Genomic DNA, 16,742 nt, shown 5'->3' with positions numbered 1-16,742 from the left:
TGTCGGGTACGGCAGGTGGATACCGGGTAAATCAGGCCCGCACCAGGTATTTTTTTTTAAAATCTACGTTCCGCGCTCTCATTTGCTCTCAGATATTTTAAAAAATCAGATAAAAAAGCAATCTTTATGAGCGAGTGTTATCCCATCGTGTACTGATGAAGCGGCAGTTTATCGTTGGGGTAATCGGGGGATTCTTGGGCATTGTAACCGCGATATATGTGATCTTTTCTTCAGTGTCCTCCGACATGACTCTCTCCGGTGTCCAGGCAGCTCTTTTTTCCAGTCTCGGTCTGATGGGTGCGGCAATAGCAGGCAGAGAGACCCGGTTTGCCGGCTGGATGCTGCTCTCCTCCGCGGTCTGGATCACGCTGTCAGTACCGCTTGCCGGTACTCTCAACCTGCTGTACTGGTTTATGCCTGCTGTCGTTATCCTTGGAATAGCGGCAGTGCTCTGCTTTCTGGAGCCGGAAGAGGATACTGCGACCCTGCCGGAAGAGTCATACTGATAACGGACCTGGATATTTTTTTTGAGCACCATTTCCCATGCTTACTTCGTACGTTTCCGTATAGGGGTACAGGGAATACGGTTTTCATAGATGGGATCATGAGGGTAGCCCCCGTAGTCTCCCGCTCACAAAATACAAAAAATCGGAAATTACAAAAAATTACAGGTCTTCTTTCTGTTCTTTGGATGGTTGCGGTACCGGTACGACGTTACTGCAGATTGCATCTGCTGCGATCCGGTTCAGGATAACGACAAGGACAAATAACAGGATCGCGGCAAGAACAAACATCAGGTATTGCATCCCGCCGGTTGTACTCCAGAGAAACAGGCCGTAGCAGATCCCGGCGGCGGTGACAAGCATGATGGCAATAATGCCGGCCCTCATGCCGGTAAAAGCCCTGCTCCGGATATCCGGAAAGAGGAGCAGCCCGATCACGCTGATCCATCCAAAACAGATGGCAGCAAGGAGCAGGATGTAGAGGAGCACATCAACCGCCCACTCGATCATGGTGTCTCACTCCGGGGTACCTGGGCAGTCCATATGGTGATCACAAACACGATACATGCAATCAGCCCCGCGAGTGTCAAGATGATCAGGTCCCCCACAGACACCGTGAGGGCAAGTGCCCCCGCACAGGCAAGGGTGGCCGCTACGTTTACTGCAATCAGCCGGTCATGCAGGGTCGGACCGGGAATAACACGCAGTACTGCGCAGAAAGCAAGAATAAAAAGGCAGACCGCCGCAAAAAGCCAGATGTCAAGCATCACCCGCGATCACACTCCGAAAACCCCGGGTCTCCTTCTGTCCCGTATCACAGTAGTAAAATGGAGAACCGGCACATATCAAACCTCCCGACACTCCCGGCAACATCGCATTTTGTCCAAACTGCAGTATGACGATTGTAACGTAAGTGTGAAGCGTGAAGCGCCTACCCTTTTATCGGACAACCGCGAATAAATGTGGGAATGCACCCGTCCTACCTCGGTAAGATCCTGCTGCGCTGGTGCGACCAGTGCCATACGCCGGTCCTTGCAAAAACCTGTGCCTGCGGTGCAAACACCCGCGAGGTTCCGCTCACCCCCCCGGGAGATGCACGGCCGGCATTTCCGGCCGATATCGCGCTCATCAACAGTATCTTTGAAGAGCACTTCGGGGCGCCGCTCGTTCCCGACGGGCACCTTGTTCTCCTCAACAAGGTACCGGACAACGACCGGATGGAAGAGATTGTTATCGGCGGCGGAATCGCCGGCTCCATCCGGTATATCCCAAAAGAGCGCCGGTGGGAACCAATCCCCCGGCCGGAGGCATATGTTCTTTTCAAGCCCACAAAACGTGTCGTTGTGGTGGACGACAGCGCTGCGCCGTTCATCCGCGACCAGGGGATGAGCGTTCTCCGGCCGGGCCTTGTCTCTCTTGATGACGCTGTCTGTACCGGTGACGAGGTTTTTGTTGTCACAAAAAGCGGGGAGTGTATCGCTGTGGGCCGGGCAAAAGCGGGGGCAGACGAAGCGAGAGCGATGCAGAAAGGTCAGATCGTCCGCAACCGGAGGAACGTCCCTTCGCAGATCGTGCCGGGAACGGCTACATGGCAGGACGCGGTCCGGGCAAATGCCGCGGTGCTTGACCAGGTGGAATCTGAATCGGTACGGTTCGTAAAAGACGTCGCCGCCGCGTACCCCCTCCAGCCCACGGTCTCCTACTCAGGAGGAAAAGACAGTCTCGTAACCATGCTTATCGTCAGAAAAGCACTCGTGAACGTCCCGCTGCTCTTTGCCGATACCGGTCTCGAATTCCCCGAAACGTACGCAAACGTGGAGGCGGTACAGCAGAAGTACAACGCAGATGTTATCCGCACCAGTACATCAACAAAATTTGTTGAGACAATGGCACGTGAGGGCCCGCCAGCGGTTAACGCCCGCTGGTGCTGCAGTGTCTGCAAACTCCTGCCGGTCGCAGAGACGATCCGCTCGACCTGGGGTGAGTGTCTCTCTTTTATCGGACAGCGCCGGTACGAATCCCTCTCCCGGGCAGAGAGCGACAGGGTCTGGAGAAACCCGACGGTAAAAGTCCAGGTTTCCGCCGCGCCAATCCAGGACTGGACCGCGCTTCATGTCTGGCTGTACCTGTTCCGGGAAGAGGCGCCCTACAACCGGCTCTACGAGCACAGGCTGGACCGGATCGGATGTTTCATGTGCCCGTCCAGTGATATGGCATTGATCCACATGATCGAGACCGACTTTGCCGGGCTCTGGAGCGGATGGCTTGAACGGCTTTGTGCATGGCAGCAGGCACAGGGGCTGCCGGACGACTGGATCACGAGCGGGGCGTGGAGGTTAAAGGAGGGCGTACATGGGAAAGAACGTCACCATCATTGATTACGGTCTCGGGAACCTGCGGAGCGTTATGCGCGGGATCGAGGCCGCAGGAGCGAGTGCCACCATCACCGGGAATGCGGAGGAGATCGCAGCGGCCGATGGGATCGTCCTCCCGGGCGTCGGCGCCTTCCACGAGGGTATGGACCAGCTGGGCTCCCTCAAAGGAACGGTCTGCGCCGCAACAAGAGAGGTGCCGCTCCTTGGTATCTGTCTTGGCATGCAGATGCTCATGGACTCAAGCGAGGAGCACGGGATGCATCAGGGCCTCGGCCTTATCCCGGGCCGCGTGCGCAGGTTCCCTCATGTCCCTGGAGTAAAAGTACCCCACATGGGCTGGAACACGATACGGCTTGATAAAGGGAATAACCCGCTCGTTTCCGGACTTGCACCGGAAGAGTACGTGTATTTTGTCCATTCGTACTATGCGGACACGACGCCGGAATATACGCTCACCACAACCGAGTATATCGTCCCCTTTGCCTCATCCATTGTCCGGGATAACGTGTACGGCGTCCAGTTCCACCCGGAAAAGAGCGGGGCCATCGGCCTGAAACTGCTCAGGAATTTTATTGATCTGGTCTGAGGGATCCTTGCTATGCAGCCGGGCCTGTACCGGAAATCTTTGCAGATGAAGGGGGAACCTTTTTAGTTTTGCCATTCGACCATTTAGACATGAATAAGTATCTTCTTGCCCTGCTTCTGTCCTCCCTGATACTCGTGGGATCAGCATCCGCATACGGTATGTACCTGAACTGTTCTCCCACTTCAATCCCGGTCGGCCAGACCCTGAAATGTGCGGTTGATTCCGATTTCCCGCCGGGAACCAGTTTTAACCTTGTCTTTTACCAGTCGCAGTATACCTCAACGGAAATCGATCGCCAGGCCATGACTATCCAGACTGACCAGTCTACCCAGTACGCGCTCTTCGATACCACAGGTCTTAAAGGTGGCCAGTACAAGGTTGAAATCCAGTTCAATGGTGTTGAACCATCGATGCGTTCGGATTCTGTATCGAGCCTGCTTATAACGCTCACCGACCGGTCCAACGAACTTACTATCACATCCCCAACTACCCAGAACCTGGCCGGTGCGCTCCTGATTGCAGGTTCCCTTAAGAAAGGGGGAAATGCCGGCATACAGATCCAGGTTGACGGGGAGTCAGCCGGGCGAGTGTACGGCCCCCGGTACATTGGAACTGTGAATAATCTGCAAAGCGGTGACGGCTTTTTCTCGCAGACCATATCTGTGACGCAGCCGGACGATTATAAGGTCTATTTCTCCGATGCCAATGGTGCCATTGCTACAATAACGTTCCATGTCGTTGCGCCGACAACTGTAACAACGGTAGTACCCACGGTCACCACAATAAAAAAGGTCACCACGGTAAAAACTGCTACCTTCACACCGATACCCACCCCCACCAAATCGTCGATGCCGGCTGTGGTCGTGATCGGGGCGCTCGGGATCGCTATGCTGGTCGCAGTCAGGATCAAAAAAGACCGTAAATAATTATCACCCGATTCTTTTTTTAGACGACTAAGACAATTCCGGATATTTCTGCGGTACGAATAACGTGCTGCCGTAACTGCAGATAAGCAATAAAAAAGATCTGTTTTTCACGTGCAGATTTTTCGTCTTTTCTTCCAGAGATATGCCTCGTAGCAGAGCAGGACAACGACGACAAATGCCCCGCCGCAGAAGAAGGCAAGCGCAAAGTCGGGAGATACTACCTGCACCATTCCCGAGTCTGCCATGGCTTTTGCCGCATACAGCCCGGATCCTGGTGCTTCCCGGTTTGCCATCACAGGCACTGTCCCGGCCGTAGTCTGAAAAGCGAGAAGGGGTGCAAGTGCAAATATCGCAAGCGTGCCGGCAATGACAATCCCAAAGAGGGAACTGTACTTGAGAAGAAGGGCCCTGACATTGGTCTGTTTTGGCGCGACGATCAGGAGCTGATCGGTGAGTGAGTACATCTTGACCTCGCGCCCTTTGATGCTGTACCGGGTTGCAGAAACGGTAATGAGACCGGCATCGAGCAGGTTTTCGGCATGGTATTTTGCCGTGGTGAGGGGAATTTTCAGTTGTTCGGTGATATCGGTCAGGCTTTTTGTGCCGGTGGCAAGGAGAGTGAGAATGTCGTTTGCGGTCTGGCTTGCCATGGCTTTTGCAATCTTCTGCGCCCGTTCATCGCCCGGTTCCAGCACGACGACATTCCCGGTCATTTTTAACTCTTTTGCAGCGCCGCAATAATGCGCTCGCGCCCCACGTTCAGGGCAAAATCAAGTTTTTCGGCATCCGGCCCGCCGCCCTGTGCCATGGTGGGTTTTCCGCCACCCTTGCCGCCAAGGAGACTGCACACCTGGCCGATAATCTCCCCGGCGTTCACCCGTTTGTCGCCCGATGCAAGGACGACCCGTGCGGTTTCACCCATGGAGGCAAGGAGGGCGACCCCGCCCTTTTCAGAGATTGCCAAAGCAATCGTCGAGAGTTCACGCGGCGCGAGATCGATGCGTTTAACAACAACCGGAATCCCGCCGATCGTCTCGGACCGGATCGTCTTTATCTCAAGATCCACCAGTCTCTGGCTCATGCGTTCGATCTCTTTTTTCTGGTCTTTCCATTCAGAGAAGAATCTTGTTACCGTAGGCGGGAGGTTCTCAAGCTGCACGGAAAGGATATCCGCAGAGGAAGTGGCGATCTGTTCAAGGTGCTGCAGGTAATAAACTGCCGCAGTACCGGCTGCAAACTCGATCCGTTCGATCCCGTCCTGGATGTGCTCGACCCGGATAATCTTGATCATGCCGACCTCCCCGGTGCTCCGGCAGTGTGTCCCCGCGCAGGCCTCGATATCACCCGCAACTTTTACAATGCGGATCTCTTTTCCCTGCGGGACACCCCCCTGATACAGGGAGAAACCGTACTGCTGCTCGGCTTTCGTGCGGTTCTCGACCGAGATCTCGACCGGCTGGTTGGCCATGACCATCCGGTTTGCAGCAATTTCAATCTTGCGCAGTTCCTCCGGGGTAATATGCTTGAAGTGCCGGATATCAATACGCGAGCTTTCTGCCCCTTTCTGCGCACCTGACTGGTGGATGTGGGCACCAAGCACCTCTTTTGAGGCATGGAGGATGATATGGGTGGCGGTATGGTGGCGCATCAGCGAGAAGCGCCGTTCCTCATCGACCATGCCCTTGACCCGCTCGCCGCGCTGGAGGACACCGCCGCTGATATGGTGGAGGATGACATCCCCGACTTTGACCACGTCATCAACGCGTGCCATACTCTCAGAACCAACAAGACTGCCGGTATCTGCCGGCTGGCCGCCGCCATCCGGGTAAAAGAGCGTCTGATCGAGGACTGCATATCCTTCGAAAAAGTCAATGACGACGCTTTCAAACTCGATGTCCTCGGGCTGTTCGTAATAGAGTTTCTTTGTCGGCGGGAGGCCCTGTACCCGTTCGGTATACGCTGCGGTTTTTTCAACGACTGCCTCTTTCTTTGACTCGGAATGCATGTCAGCGATCTGGGAATAGAAATTATCCGGGAGGTCGATGACTGCGCCTTCCTTTGTGGCGATATCCTTGATCATCTCGGGCGGGATGCCGTGGGAATCGTACAGGGTGATGATCTCGGAGAGTGGCACACGCTCACTCTTTGCCCTGTAGGTCTTTGCGACCTTCTGGACGATCCGGGTCCCGCGGTCGAGCGTCGTTGCGTACTTTTCCACTTCGCGGTCGACAATTTCGCGGACGATCGAGATATCCTGCTCGAATTTTTTCATGCCGATGATCTTCATCTGTTCTTCGATGAGATCGGCAAGGGAATCCTGCATCTTAAAATCGTTCATCATCCGCAATGTCCGGCGGATGACAAGCCGGGCAAGGTACCCCTCGCGGACGTTTGAGGGCACGATGCAGTCTCCAAGCATGTACGCGAGGCACCGGGTATGATCGCAAATTGCGTACACCTTCTCGACCGGCGTTATCATCTTGTCGAGTTTCTCGGGCGAGATGTCGATGGCTGCCGCCACTTTCTTTCGCAGGTTAAAGAGGTTGGGGCCGGAGATATCCATGAGACCGGCAAACTTCGCATTTAAGGCCAGAATTTTTGTATAGTCCTTATTTTCGAGAAGGTGCGAGATCCCGGCCGAACTCATGACCCGGCTGACCATCTCAGGGAACACGGCATCGTAGATGGTCGGCGAGCCTTTCGATGCCCAGACCAGCCGTTCCAGACCGTACCCGGTATCGACAATCCGGAGATTTATCGGGTAGTACATCTCGCCATTGAGATCGTAGCCGGGGTGGTTTGTCTTCTGCCGGCCAAGGCTCATGAAAACGAGCGTTGCGACCTCGAGGCCGCCGATCATGACCTCGACGCTCGGTCCCGCGTTCCCTCCGCCGATCCACGGATGTTCCTTGTAGGTAACCTTGTTGAGGTCGCCACCGATGGAAGCGAGGAACTGGTCGCAGAGCTCGACAGTGCGGTCTTTCCAGTAGATCTCCTCTTCGGGTGTGTTGAACGCGTGGTGGGCGAGCATCTCGAACGTGGTCAGGTGCCTCCCGGATCTCCCGACCGAATCAAGGTCATTTAACCGGATGCATGGCTGCGAGATCGTAAGCGGGTTTGCGGGCGGCGGGACAATTCCACTGGTCACAAACGGCTGGAAGTCAGCGATGGATGCGATGGTCAGGTAGATATCATCCCGCCAGCGTGCGGCCACCGGGTAGCGCCCGATGCGTGTGTGGCCGTTCTTTTCAAAAAAGGAGAGAAAAGCCTCCCGCATCTCATCGATCGTATGGGGGGTGAACACGGGGTTGCCGATGAAGGTATAGGGTTCACAGGCCGCGTCGCCGCAGTTATCGCGGGAACTGTCGCGCGTCCAGAAAGCAGAACCGCAGGATTTACAGATCTTCCGGGTAAAACCCTGATTCTTGAAATATTCGAGCTGATATTCTTCTTCGAACATGAAAAACCACGTACTGCCTGTATAATTAAGTGTACCAGGATAGTTATTGTCTTTGGCTGCACTTATTTTTTCCAGTTTTCCTGGTACCATGCATCGATCGTCTCAAACGTACCGGTTGCCTCCGCAATCCGGACGGCAATGAGGTGCCAGCAGGGTTTTTGCCGGAATGCGAAATCCCGGCAGGTGCAGACGTCTTCGGATACCACGTGTTCGCCGGTCGACCCGATGACAACAAAAAAATCGAGATATTTTTTTACCAGGTGGAGGTCGATGGCATCAAGTGCCTTTGCGCCCCTTAAGCCGTACTCCGCGACAATACCGGCGCGGAGCGCATCGTCAAGCGCTTTTTTTTCGCCTACCTGCTGCCAGAGATCGCTCATGGACATACGGATAGGAGCGGCGGATCGTCGATATACTGCCAGCCACGCTGCACTGCAAGGCGCTTCATGGCCGGCGTTTCGAGCGCATAGTGGGTCGATTCGATGCAGGGGAGCGGCGCTGCCCGGGCCACCGAATGTTTCATCTCGGCTGAGAGGAACGCATCGGCCCCGAGCCGGTGGGCTTCTCTTAAAAATTCCGGATCAAAACCGCTGCCGGCAACGACCGCAAGCCGCCGGCATGAAGTAAGGTTTCCCCAGACCCGCAGGTTCCCGCCCAGCCGCTGTGAAATGCCGGTGAGAGGGAGCATACAGGTGCCTATCACGCCAAGGGACATCGGCTCGCAGTCCGAGAGCCCGAGGAGTTCAGAGAGGGCATCGTTGACGCCCCCGGCCGCGTGATCGAAGTTCGTATGCATCACGTACACGTTCAGACCCCCGGAGAGGATCTCCCTCATCAGGGTGGCGGTGCGTCCGGTAAGGGTGGTAAGCGGCGTCCATATCGGCGTGTGGTGGACGACGAGCATATCAGCGCCGGATGCAACTGCCTGCCGGACCACCGCCGGTGTTGCATCCAGCGCGCAGCAGACTTTGTCAATTTCGGGCCGTCCTTCCACGACAAGTCCGATCCTGCCGGCATCAAACTCTTCGGCCAGGGCCGGGGGGGCAAGTGCTTCCATCTCTTCTGCAAAGGCACGTATGTGCATATACAGGAGTATCGCTGGCCGGGGATATATACCGTTTATTACTTTGGGTAATAACAGTGAGTTTTAATATTCATAAAACGATATTTCCAGCCATGCACAAGTCCATCGAGCAGATCAACGAGCGCATCCGTGACGGCAGTGCCCGTGTTGTCACCGCAGAGGAGATGCCTGGCATCGTTGACGAGTTGGGTGAGCAGGGCGCGCTTAAGGAAGTCGATGTTGTTACCACCGGGACGTTCGGTGCGATGTGTTCATCAGGCGCGTTTTTGAATTTCGGGCATTCGGAACCGCCAATCCGGATGGAGAGGATCTGGCTCAACGACGTCGAGGCCTACGGGGGACTTGCCGCGGTCGATACCTATATCGGGGCAACCCAGCAGTCGGATACGCTCGAAGAGCAGTACGGCGGCGCGCATGTGCTGGAGGATCTTGTTTCTGGAAAATCGGTAGAACTGCGGGCAACCTCCCGGGGCACCGACTGTTACCCGCGCAGAACAATCACGACCGAACTGCTCCTTGAAAACCTCAACCAGGCAATCATGTGCAACCCGCGGAACGCGTACCAGCGGTACAATGCGGCGACGAACACTACCGACCGGCTCCTGCACACCTACATGGGAACGCTCCTCCCCAACTCCGGAAATATCACCTACTCGGGAGCGGGCATATTAAACCCGATCTCAAATGACCCGAAACTCCGGCTGATCGGAAGCGGCGTCCCGATCTTTTTGTGCGGGGCGCAGGGCATGGTAATCGGGGAGGGTACCCAGAGTTCACCCGCAGGCGGATTCGGGACGCTGATGGTCACGGGGAACTTAAAAGAGATGTCACCCGATTACCTCCGCGCCGCGACCATGACCGGTTACGGAGTCACGCTCTACGTTGGGATCGGGGTGCCGCTGCCGGTGCTTGACTTAGACGTGGTCCGGGCAACGGCTGTCCGTGACGGGGATATTTCGGTCGACATAATCGATTATGGAGTGCCGAGCCGCAACCGGCCCAAGATCCGGAGCGTGACCTATGCGGAGTTGCGATCCGGCACGGTGGAGATCAACAGCGAACAGGTGCGGACCTCGTCACTGTCGAGTTATCGCAGGGCACGCATGGTTGCCGGGGAACTTAAATCCTGGATTGAGAAGGGCGCTATGCAGCTGGCACTACCCACGCGGCCCATCGACGGGCAAAAGACGGTGCACCCGATGCACGAGAGCAAAAAAGGCCCGCGTGTGATGGACATCATGGACCGGCAGATCGTGAGTATCGGGGAATCCGAGGAGATCCGTACGGCAGCACAGAAACTCCTCAAAGGGGAGACCAATCACCTGCCGGTTATCGGGAGCGACGGCAGGCTTGTGGGCATCGTGACAACGTTTGATGTCTCCAAGGCAGTGGCAAATCCCGGCAAAGCATGCATCGTACGTGACATCATGAAAAAGAAGGTGGTGACCACCATGACTGACGAGGCGGTTGATATCGCCGTGCGGAAACTTGAACAGAATAACATCAGTGCGCTGCCGGTTGTTGACAAGGAACGCCACGTGATAGGCATGCTCACCGCCATTAATCTCGGGAAACTCTTTGGCGGGAGGTGGCTGAAATGAAACTGCTCGTGAACTTTTCCCGGGGAAAGGGAAACGCCCCGATCATCGCCCAGGTGGTAAAAGATACCGGCGTCCTCATCAATGTCGAACGGGCAATGATCGACTCATCAGAAGGCGAGGCGCTCATTGAAGTGCCCGACGACCAGTGCCAGCTTGTCCGGACAACCATGACCCGGCTCGGGGCAACCGTGAGACTGCTCGAACACGGGATCAACCTCAACACAAGCGAGTGTGTGGACTGCGGCGCCTGTCTCTCCATCTGCCCCCGCGAGGTTTTCTCATTCGACAATGAGTGGAAACTTGCGATCGCGGAAGACCGGTGCGTGCTCTGCGGCCAATGTGTGGATGCATGCCCGCACCACGCGCTGACATTACCACTATGATCCGCGAGCCGTTCCGGTTCCGCGAGACCTTTGCCGCGATCCTCGCGGAGACGCCTGCACACGCGGCTGCGGCAAAGGAGGGTATGATTGCAGCCCGGCAGGTGCTTGAGGGTTATATCGCCCGGGACTCTTTTTTTGCGACAACATTTTCACCATACGAGCCGGATATTGACGAGCCCCTGATCCGGCATATGGCCGCCGCTGCTGCAAACGCCGGTGTCGGACCCATGGCGACCGTGGCAGGTGCCATTGCCGCAGCCGGGATTGATGCCATGATCGGTGCAGGTGCCCGGTTTGGGGTTATCGATAACGGCGGGGACATCGCGCTAGTGAGTGACCGTGATGTGCGGGTGGGCGTGCATGCCGGGACTGCCCCGCTCTCAGACAAAATTGCCTTTGTCATCCCGCCACAAAAAGAACCATTCGGCATCTGCACATCGTCCGCAACGGTCGGCCCTTCGATCTCGTTTGGGATCGCAGACGCGGTCACGATCTTCGCACCCGATCCCCTGCTCGCCGACGCGTGGGCAACAGCGGTCTGCAACCAGATACGCCCGGATGATCAGAGCGTCCTTGAACAGATTGATCCCGGCAAGGTTCAGGGAGTCTTTGCGATCATGGGAAAAACGGTAATTAAATGGGGCAACGTACCGCCCGTCGTCCCGGCCCGGGTAGACGAACAACTGATAAGCGCCGGCGACCGGTTATAGCGTCGATTCGATATAGAACTGGCTGTCAGCAACCGCACTTGTGCCAGTAAATGTTTTCAGCGGTTCTTTCCCGTCGGTCACGATGATCTCGGGCCTGCTGTTTTTGACCCGGAACACTCTGGTCAGCAATTCAATCTCATCGATCGCCACCCCATCGACAAGCGACGATGCAGGTTCAAGTTCGAGGCGCTCCTGCACCAGTTCGTCCGGTACCGTGCGGAAGAAATAGTAGAACACCTGCCACGCATTCAGGAGATCCGAGACCAGGAGTTCGCGTCTCACCGGTTCGGGCAGGGTTTCCAGCCGGCGCATGAGCGCATCCTCGTCCTCGCCGCTCTCGTCAAGCAGGCAGTCCGCGATCCTGACCAGTTCGGGAAATGACGGCGCGGGATCTTCTGTATCCATGGGATCAGAGTTGGCGGGAAAGAACAAAAAGAATGCCGTAGAGGCCGGGCAAAGAGAACCCGCCGGCAAAAAACTATAATCAGGCCGGGCGGGAATGATTACAGGTGAAAGAAGAGGATGCCGACTGGCTGATCTATCATCTCATCACGCAGAAAAGTGAAATTACTGCGGGAGAACTGGCAGATGAGAGCGGACTGGATGCAGCAGCCGTTGCCGCGTCGCTGGACCGGCTCGACCACTATCTCCTTATTGACCGGACCGGCGGTAAAAACCGGGTGCTCTCCGTTGGGGAGTCTCTCGTGAAATGCCAGGCAAAATACGATAATGAACTTCCGTACGTTATCGAAAATGGCGTGATAAAAGCAAGGAAGAACTAACTATGACGGGAAAGGAAGTAGCCATACTCCGGATCGGCCACCGGCCCGAGCGCGACCAGCGGGTAACTACCCATGTCGCGCTGACCGGACGGGCTCTCGGGGCTTCTGGGATGTATCTTGCCGCAAGCGATAAAGGTGTGGTTGAGAGCGTCCTTGACGTAGCAGATCGCTGGGGTGGGAAATTTTTCTGCGAGGATAACGTCAAGTGGCGTGCCTGCATTCGCGACTGGAAGGAGCACGGGGGAAAAGTTGTCCATCTCACAATGTACGGGATCAACCTGCCCGATATTATCGGCGAGATCCGGCCCCTGGAAAAAATCCTCGTGGTGGTCGGGGCGGAGAAGGTGCCAGGCGAGATGTATGGCCTTGCAGACTACAATGTCGCCGTGACGGGCCAGCCCCATTCGGAGATCTCAAGCCTCGCGCTGTTTCTCGATCACCTCTATGAGGGAACGGAATTCTCCCGCCAGTTCCCTGACGCAAAGATCCGGATCGTCCCATCAAAGGCCGGAAAATACACGGAGGAGTTGTGAGAGGCCGGGTCCTCGTTGCCGGGTTTTCCACGCGCCACGTGGCGCAGTCGGCTGCACGGGCAGGTTATGAAGTCTGTGCGGTCGATCATTTCTGCGACCAGGACCTTTTCTGGTACACCAGGGACCGGATGCGCTTTGAAGATCTATCCGATCTTCCCGAGACCGTAGACCGGATGTGCCGCAACTATTCCTTTGATCTCGTGATTGCAACATCCGGTGCCGAAGACCTGACGTTCCCGGTCCCGGTGTGCGGTACTCCCCGGGACAAGGTGGGCCGGTTCCTTGACAAACTGGATATGCAGCACTTTTTTGAGGGTCTTAAGGTCCCGGTTCCCCGCATTGCTGCTGACTGCGAATACCCGGTGATGGCAAAACCGTGCCGGGGTGCTGGGGGGTGGCGCAACGCGGTACTTCACAATGCTGCTGAAGAAAAACACTGGGCATCCCTGTACCCGGACATTCCCTATATCCGCCAGCAGCTCGTTGACGGCATCCCCGCAAGTGTCTGCTGCGTAGCAAATGGCGATAGGGCCCGGGCGATTGCCGTAAACGAACAACTGCTCCGGGGAAACGGCGAATCCACGTTCGGGTTCTCCGGCTCGGTCACCCCCTTTGACCACCCGATGTGCGGCGAGATGATCGCCCTTGCCGAGAAGATCGCCGCATCGAGCGGCTGTACGGGAACTCTTGGCATCGACTTCGTGGTCGGTTACGATACACCGTGGGTAATCGAAGTGAACCCCCGGTTCCAGGGAACGGCTGACACGGTTGAGATAGCATACGGGTGCAACCTGTTCCAGTTCCATGTCAGCGCCTGCGCGGGAACGCTGCCGGAAGCGCCGCAGGTTCAGGAATATGCAGCGCGGCGCATCCTCTTTGCAGACCGGGACATGACACTGAACGCAGACCTCAAAGATCTCGCACCCCTGGTATCTGACATACCCTGGCCGGGGACATTTTTTGAAGAAGACCAGGCAATCGTGAGCGTGTCCGGGACCGGTTCAACACGCGATGCAGCTCTTTCTGAGCTGGATAAAAATATTAGCACTGTCCGACAATATATTCCCTGATGGATCCTGTGGAAGAAGTGCTCAATGAGCCGGCAATGCGGGCTTACATACACCGGCTGATTGGCGACGAAGGGCTCAACCTTTTGGAAAAATTTCCCAAAGAGGGCGAGCATAGCGACGAAGATTTGGCCGCAAGTACCGGGATTAACCTAAACTCCGTGCGCCACACGCTCTACACGCTGTATGAGAAAAGGCTCGCTGAGTATCACAGGATCAAGAACAACGAGACCGGCTGGCTCACGTATCTCTGGCAGCTGCGGATCGATCACATTTACGATGCCATCCGCGATGATATGGAAGTGGTGCTGGACAAACTCGAACACCGTGCGCAGTTCGAGGAGGAAAACGATTTCTACATCTGCAACGACTGCCACGATATATTTACTTTTACGCAGGCCATGGGTGGCGACTTCAAGTGCCCGAACTGCGAGCAGCCGCTTGGCCATTTTGATAATCAAATTCTCGTAAAAGCGCTTCGGGAGCGCATTGAGAGCATGAAAAAAGCATTGGGTCATGCCTGAAAACCGGGACCGCTGTATCGCGTTACTCAAGGACGCCGGGTGCAGCCCGAAGGTAATCGCCCATTGCAGGGCAGTCTGTGCCTGTGCGGAGGAGTACGCACGAAGGTGCGATCTTGCCGACCCGGAACTTGTCGTAACAGGAGCGCTGCTTCACGATATCGGTCGGGGGAGCACGCACGGGATCGACCATGCGCAGCGGGGAGCGGATCTCCTGCGCGAAAAAGGATTCCCCGAAAGTGTTGCGCGGATCGTCGAATGCCACACCGGGGCCGGCCTGACCGCGGATGAATGCACACTTCTCTGGCTTGCCCCCCGGGACTGCATGCCCCGGACGATCGAGGAGAAGATCGTCACCCATGCGGATAACCTGATCGCGGGTACGAAGCGGGTAACGATCGATGAAAGCATCGCTTCTGCCAGCCACCTGCCAGAAGAGATCCGGGAACGGATGCGCCGGCTCGCACAGGACGTTGAGCTGCTCACACAGTAAGGCGCGGGTCAAAATTATTCTCATGAAAATCGAATCATTCCAATATAATGAGCGGATAGGTACCATCCTTGCCTGAAACGATGAACGCCGCCGCCCCCGAAGGAACGCCCCAGCGGCGGATCAAAGACTGTAAAATACAACAAAAAAACTTCCTTGCCCCGCCGTGCCCCGGAGGGGCCTTCATGGCGGGGAACCCTCGTACCCTTGTTTTATCGAGTTCCATTGTTCCGGTGAAAATCCGATCAGTTCATATCAGTTTTTTCTAATTATATGATGACCTGCCGCACCTGCGGGAGGGCGCGAATCTCCTCTACCACGCCGGCGGGAAGCGGGTCATCCACAATGATGACGAGTTTTGGGTCCTCGGCGAACTGGGGGTCGGTGACAAAGATCTGCTGTATTGAAAGTGAATGGTCACAGAGCACACGGACTGCTGCACCAACAATCCCATGTTCGCTTGCGTCTTTTGGCATAACGGTGATGACCGAAAGCCCGAGCGACTCAGCCACCCGGCTTAAGTCGGGGGTTGCCCGCATATTGAGGAAGATATCACGCAGGAACGGACGTTCAAGGATGCGCCGGGCGGTAGCATCCACGACGCGGCGATCCGACCCGATCGCTTTTGCAACGGCAGTTGCCGGGATATCGATGCCGTTACAGCAAATCTTTCCTTCTTCATTGACCCCAAAACCGTTATCGAGAAGGAACCGCACTACGCGGCCCTGGGATGGCGAGTCGGCAAATTCGTGGATGATATCAGACCACATACAAGCACCGGGTAAAACGTATGGAAATATACATGTATGCTTGCCGAATGTCATCAGCGTATATAAAAAAGAGTCTGGAATGTTCAAGTCAGGCTCACCGGTCCATCCCGGACCGGGTGGGCGGCCGGGTACCGGTCAGATCTGTCAAAAGGCCAAATGTTCTGACGTGGCCTGCCCAAAATATGCCATAACATTCTTTTAGATAGACAACCTTTTTGTTATGGCACAGAAGCGAGGTAAGCCGGGCTTTCCGGTGTCGCAAGTGCATATTCTTAACAGGGCGAGGGTAGCCAAGCCAGGTCAAAGGCGCTAGGTTGAGGGTCTTGGACAAGGTTTATTCGCTGCATCGTACAAAAATAAGATCCCTCAAAAAAGAAACAATGGGCGAGGGTAGCCAAGCCAGGTCAAAGGCGTTAGGTTGAGGGCCTAATCTCGTAGGAGTTCTTGGGTTCGAATCCCATCCCTCGCATCTGGACGCGAAGTGCGAATCGTTCAGTTCTATTTTTAAACCGCTTCAATCAGACATTCGTATATGACTTACCCAGTCGCTCAGTTAATTACTGAAAGCTCTTTTCACAACATCAGGACCGATTTGGCAGAAAACGCCATCAAGACCGCCCTTCAGAATTTCACCATCACGACGATTGATGCCGCCCAGATCCGGGAATTCATTGCAGAACTCCGGTCCTGCAAGAACATCAGCGCCGGTCGGGCAAACAAACTCACCTTCACGCTCATCACCTGGCGCAGGTTCATCGGTCCGTTTGCAGACAATCCCATTGGAGATCTCTACGCTGCAATCCCTGAGTTGAGAAGTGCAAAGAGCCGCCGTGAAACGCCATTCAAACAGAACACCATCAGCGATTTCATCGCCATCCTCAAACAGTTTTACCTCTGGATGATCGACAACAAATATTCCCCCCTCACCGAAAGCAAAATCCACAAACTCCG

General features: G+C 55.7%; 20 protein-coding genes, 1 tRNA gene and 1 pseudogene. 14 read left to right on the top strand and 8 right to left on the bottom strand.

Annotation, left to right across the window (positions count from 1 at the left end; genetic code table 11):
- The first annotated feature begins 155 nt into the window (after positions 1-155).
- Complete coding sequence (locus tag QZN75_RS04670; protein WP_292425411.1) at positions 156-506, top strand: hypothetical protein; 351 nt, start codon at positions 156-158, stop codon at positions 504-506.
- 159 nt (positions 507-665) lie between these two features.
- On the opposite strand, the gene QZN75_RS04665 is transcribed toward QZN75_RS04670, so the two are convergent.
- A complete protein-coding gene (locus QZN75_RS04665) occupies positions 666-1,013 on the bottom strand; it encodes a hypothetical protein (RefSeq protein WP_292425408.1) in 348 nt (115 codons plus the stop codon).
- Positions 1,010-1,270 carry a hypothetical protein gene (locus QZN75_RS04660; RefSeq protein WP_292425405.1) on the bottom strand — a complete coding sequence of 87 codons (261 nt, stop codon included), beginning with the start codon at positions 1,268-1,270 and terminating at the stop codon, positions 1,010-1,012. The genes QZN75_RS04665 and QZN75_RS04660 overlap by 4 nt, the downstream gene beginning before the upstream one ends.
- A gap of 201 nt (positions 1,271-1,471) precedes the next feature.
- Here QZN75_RS04660 and QZN75_RS04655 point away from each other — a divergent pair, with 201 nt between their 5' ends.
- From QZN75_RS04655 to QZN75_RS04645, 3 genes are all read left to right on the top strand, one after another.
- Positions 1,472-2,881: a phosphoadenosine phosphosulfate reductase family protein gene (locus QZN75_RS04655; protein ID WP_292425402.1), complete on the top strand. Its 1,410-nt coding sequence runs from the start codon at positions 1,472-1,474 to the stop codon at positions 2,879-2,881.
- Positions 2,856-3,464, top strand: a complete 609-nt coding sequence (gene hisH / locus QZN75_RS04650; RefSeq protein ID WP_292425400.1) for an imidazole glycerol phosphate synthase subunit HisH — start codon at positions 2,856-2,858, stop codon at positions 3,462-3,464. Before QZN75_RS04655 ends, hisH begins: the two co-directional genes overlap by 26 nt.
- Before the next feature lie 89 nt (positions 3,465-3,553).
- Positions 3,554-4,390 (top strand): hypothetical protein, encoded by an 837-nt coding sequence (locus tag QZN75_RS04645; RefSeq protein ID WP_292425397.1) that lies wholly within the window; start codon positions 3,554-3,556, stop codon positions 4,388-4,390.
- A 107-nt stretch (positions 4,391-4,497) separates the two neighbouring features.
- Here the strand turns inward: QZN75_RS04645 and QZN75_RS04640 are convergent, their stop codons facing one another.
- From QZN75_RS04640 to QZN75_RS04625, 4 genes are all read right to left on the bottom strand, one after another.
- Positions 4,498-5,103 carry a transcriptional regulator gene (locus tag QZN75_RS04640; protein WP_292425394.1) on the bottom strand — a complete coding sequence of 202 codons (606 nt, stop codon included), beginning with the start codon at positions 5,101-5,103 and terminating at the stop codon, positions 4,498-4,500.
- Positions 5,104-5,105: 2 nt separating this feature from the next.
- Positions 5,106-7,850, bottom strand: a complete 2,745-nt coding sequence (gene alaS, locus QZN75_RS04635) for an alanine--tRNA ligase (protein WP_292425392.1) — start codon at positions 7,848-7,850, stop codon at positions 5,106-5,108.
- A gap of 62 nt (positions 7,851-7,912) precedes the next feature.
- A complete protein-coding gene (locus QZN75_RS04630; RefSeq protein ID WP_292425389.1) occupies positions 7,913-8,230 on the bottom strand; it encodes an SWIM zinc finger family protein in 318 nt (105 codons plus the stop codon).
- Positions 8,227-8,934, bottom strand: a complete 708-nt coding sequence (locus QZN75_RS04625; protein WP_292425386.1) for a Nif3-like dinuclear metal center hexameric protein — start codon at positions 8,932-8,934, stop codon at positions 8,227-8,229. Before QZN75_RS04625 ends, QZN75_RS04630 begins: the two co-directional genes overlap by 4 nt.
- 92 nt (positions 8,935-9,026) lie before the next feature.
- On the opposite strand from QZN75_RS04625, the gene QZN75_RS04620 reads away from it, so the two are divergent.
- From QZN75_RS04620 to QZN75_RS04610, 3 genes are read left to right on the top strand one after another with little or no spacing between them, the layout of a single operon-like run.
- Positions 9,027-10,535 carry a homocysteine biosynthesis protein gene (locus QZN75_RS04620; protein ID WP_292425384.1) on the top strand — a complete coding sequence of 503 codons (1,509 nt, stop codon included), beginning with the start codon at positions 9,027-9,029 and terminating at the stop codon, positions 10,533-10,535.
- Complete coding sequence (locus QZN75_RS04615) at positions 10,532-10,918, top strand: 4Fe-4S binding protein (protein WP_292425382.1); 387 nt, start codon at positions 10,532-10,534, stop codon at positions 10,916-10,918. The genes QZN75_RS04620 and QZN75_RS04615 overlap by 4 nt, the downstream gene beginning before the upstream one ends.
- Entirely contained in the window at positions 10,915-11,628 is a 714-nt protein-coding gene (locus QZN75_RS04610) for a UPF0280 family protein (protein ID WP_292425414.1), read from the top strand. The genes QZN75_RS04615 and QZN75_RS04610 overlap by 4 nt, the downstream gene beginning before the upstream one ends.
- Here QZN75_RS04610 and QZN75_RS04605 read toward each other — a convergent pair.
- Positions 11,623-12,033: a hypothetical protein gene (locus QZN75_RS04605; RefSeq protein ID WP_292425379.1), complete on the bottom strand. Its 411-nt coding sequence runs from the start codon at positions 12,031-12,033 to the stop codon at positions 11,623-11,625. The genes QZN75_RS04610 and QZN75_RS04605 overlap by 6 nt on opposite strands.
- A 104-nt stretch (positions 12,034-12,137) precedes the next feature.
- On the opposite strand from QZN75_RS04605, the gene QZN75_RS04600 reads away from it, so the two are divergent.
- Genes QZN75_RS04600 through QZN75_RS04580 form a run of 5 tightly spaced genes read left to right on the top strand, consistent with a single transcriptional unit; the run spans position 12,138 to position 15,024 of the window.
- A complete protein-coding gene (locus QZN75_RS04600; RefSeq protein WP_292425377.1) occupies positions 12,138-12,410 on the top strand; it encodes a winged helix-turn-helix transcriptional regulator in 273 nt (90 codons plus the stop codon).
- A 2-nt stretch (positions 12,411-12,412) separates the two neighbouring features.
- On the top strand, positions 12,413-12,943 hold the full coding sequence (locus QZN75_RS04595) for a tRNA (cytidine(56)-2'-O)-methyltransferase (protein WP_292425374.1): 531 nt from the start codon (positions 12,413-12,415) through the stop codon (positions 12,941-12,943).
- Positions 12,940-14,013: an ATP-grasp domain-containing protein gene (locus tag QZN75_RS04590; RefSeq protein ID WP_292425371.1), complete on the top strand. Its 1,074-nt coding sequence runs from the start codon at positions 12,940-12,942 to the stop codon at positions 14,011-14,013. The genes QZN75_RS04595 and QZN75_RS04590 overlap by 4 nt, the downstream gene beginning before the upstream one ends.
- Positions 14,013-14,534 carry a transcription factor gene (locus tag QZN75_RS04585; protein ID WP_292425368.1) on the top strand — a complete coding sequence of 174 codons (522 nt, stop codon included), beginning with the start codon at positions 14,013-14,015 and terminating at the stop codon, positions 14,532-14,534. Before QZN75_RS04590 ends, QZN75_RS04585 begins: the two co-directional genes overlap by 1 nt.
- Positions 14,527-15,024 (top strand): HD domain-containing protein, encoded by a 498-nt coding sequence (locus tag QZN75_RS04580; protein WP_292425365.1) that lies wholly within the window; start codon positions 14,527-14,529, stop codon positions 15,022-15,024. The genes QZN75_RS04585 and QZN75_RS04580 overlap by 8 nt, the downstream gene beginning before the upstream one ends.
- A 266-nt stretch (positions 15,025-15,290) precedes the next feature.
- Here QZN75_RS04580 and QZN75_RS04575 read toward each other — a convergent pair whose 3' ends face one another.
- Positions 15,291-15,791, bottom strand: a complete 501-nt coding sequence (locus QZN75_RS04575; RefSeq protein WP_292425363.1) for a regulator of amino acid metabolism, contains ACT domain protein — start codon at positions 15,789-15,791, stop codon at positions 15,291-15,293.
- A 384-nt stretch (positions 15,792-16,175) separates the two neighbouring features.
- Between QZN75_RS04575 and QZN75_RS04570 the strand changes: the two genes are divergently transcribed.
- Both QZN75_RS04570 and QZN75_RS04565 read left to right on the top strand, forming a co-directional pair.
- Positions 16,176-16,260: transfer RNA gene (locus tag QZN75_RS04570), tRNA-Leu, on the top strand.
- A gap of 123 nt (positions 16,261-16,383) precedes the next feature.
- Positions 16,384-16,742, top strand: a pseudogene (locus tag QZN75_RS04565) (integrase); the annotation flags it as partial.

This window comes from Methanoregula sp. (genome assembly GCF_003170075.1).
In the GTDB taxonomy this organism is placed as follows: Archaea; Halobacteriota; Methanomicrobia; order Methanomicrobiales; family Methanospirillaceae; genus Methanoregula.
Note: the sequence above shows the minus strand (reverse complement) of the source record. Positions and strands in the feature narration are given on the sequence as shown.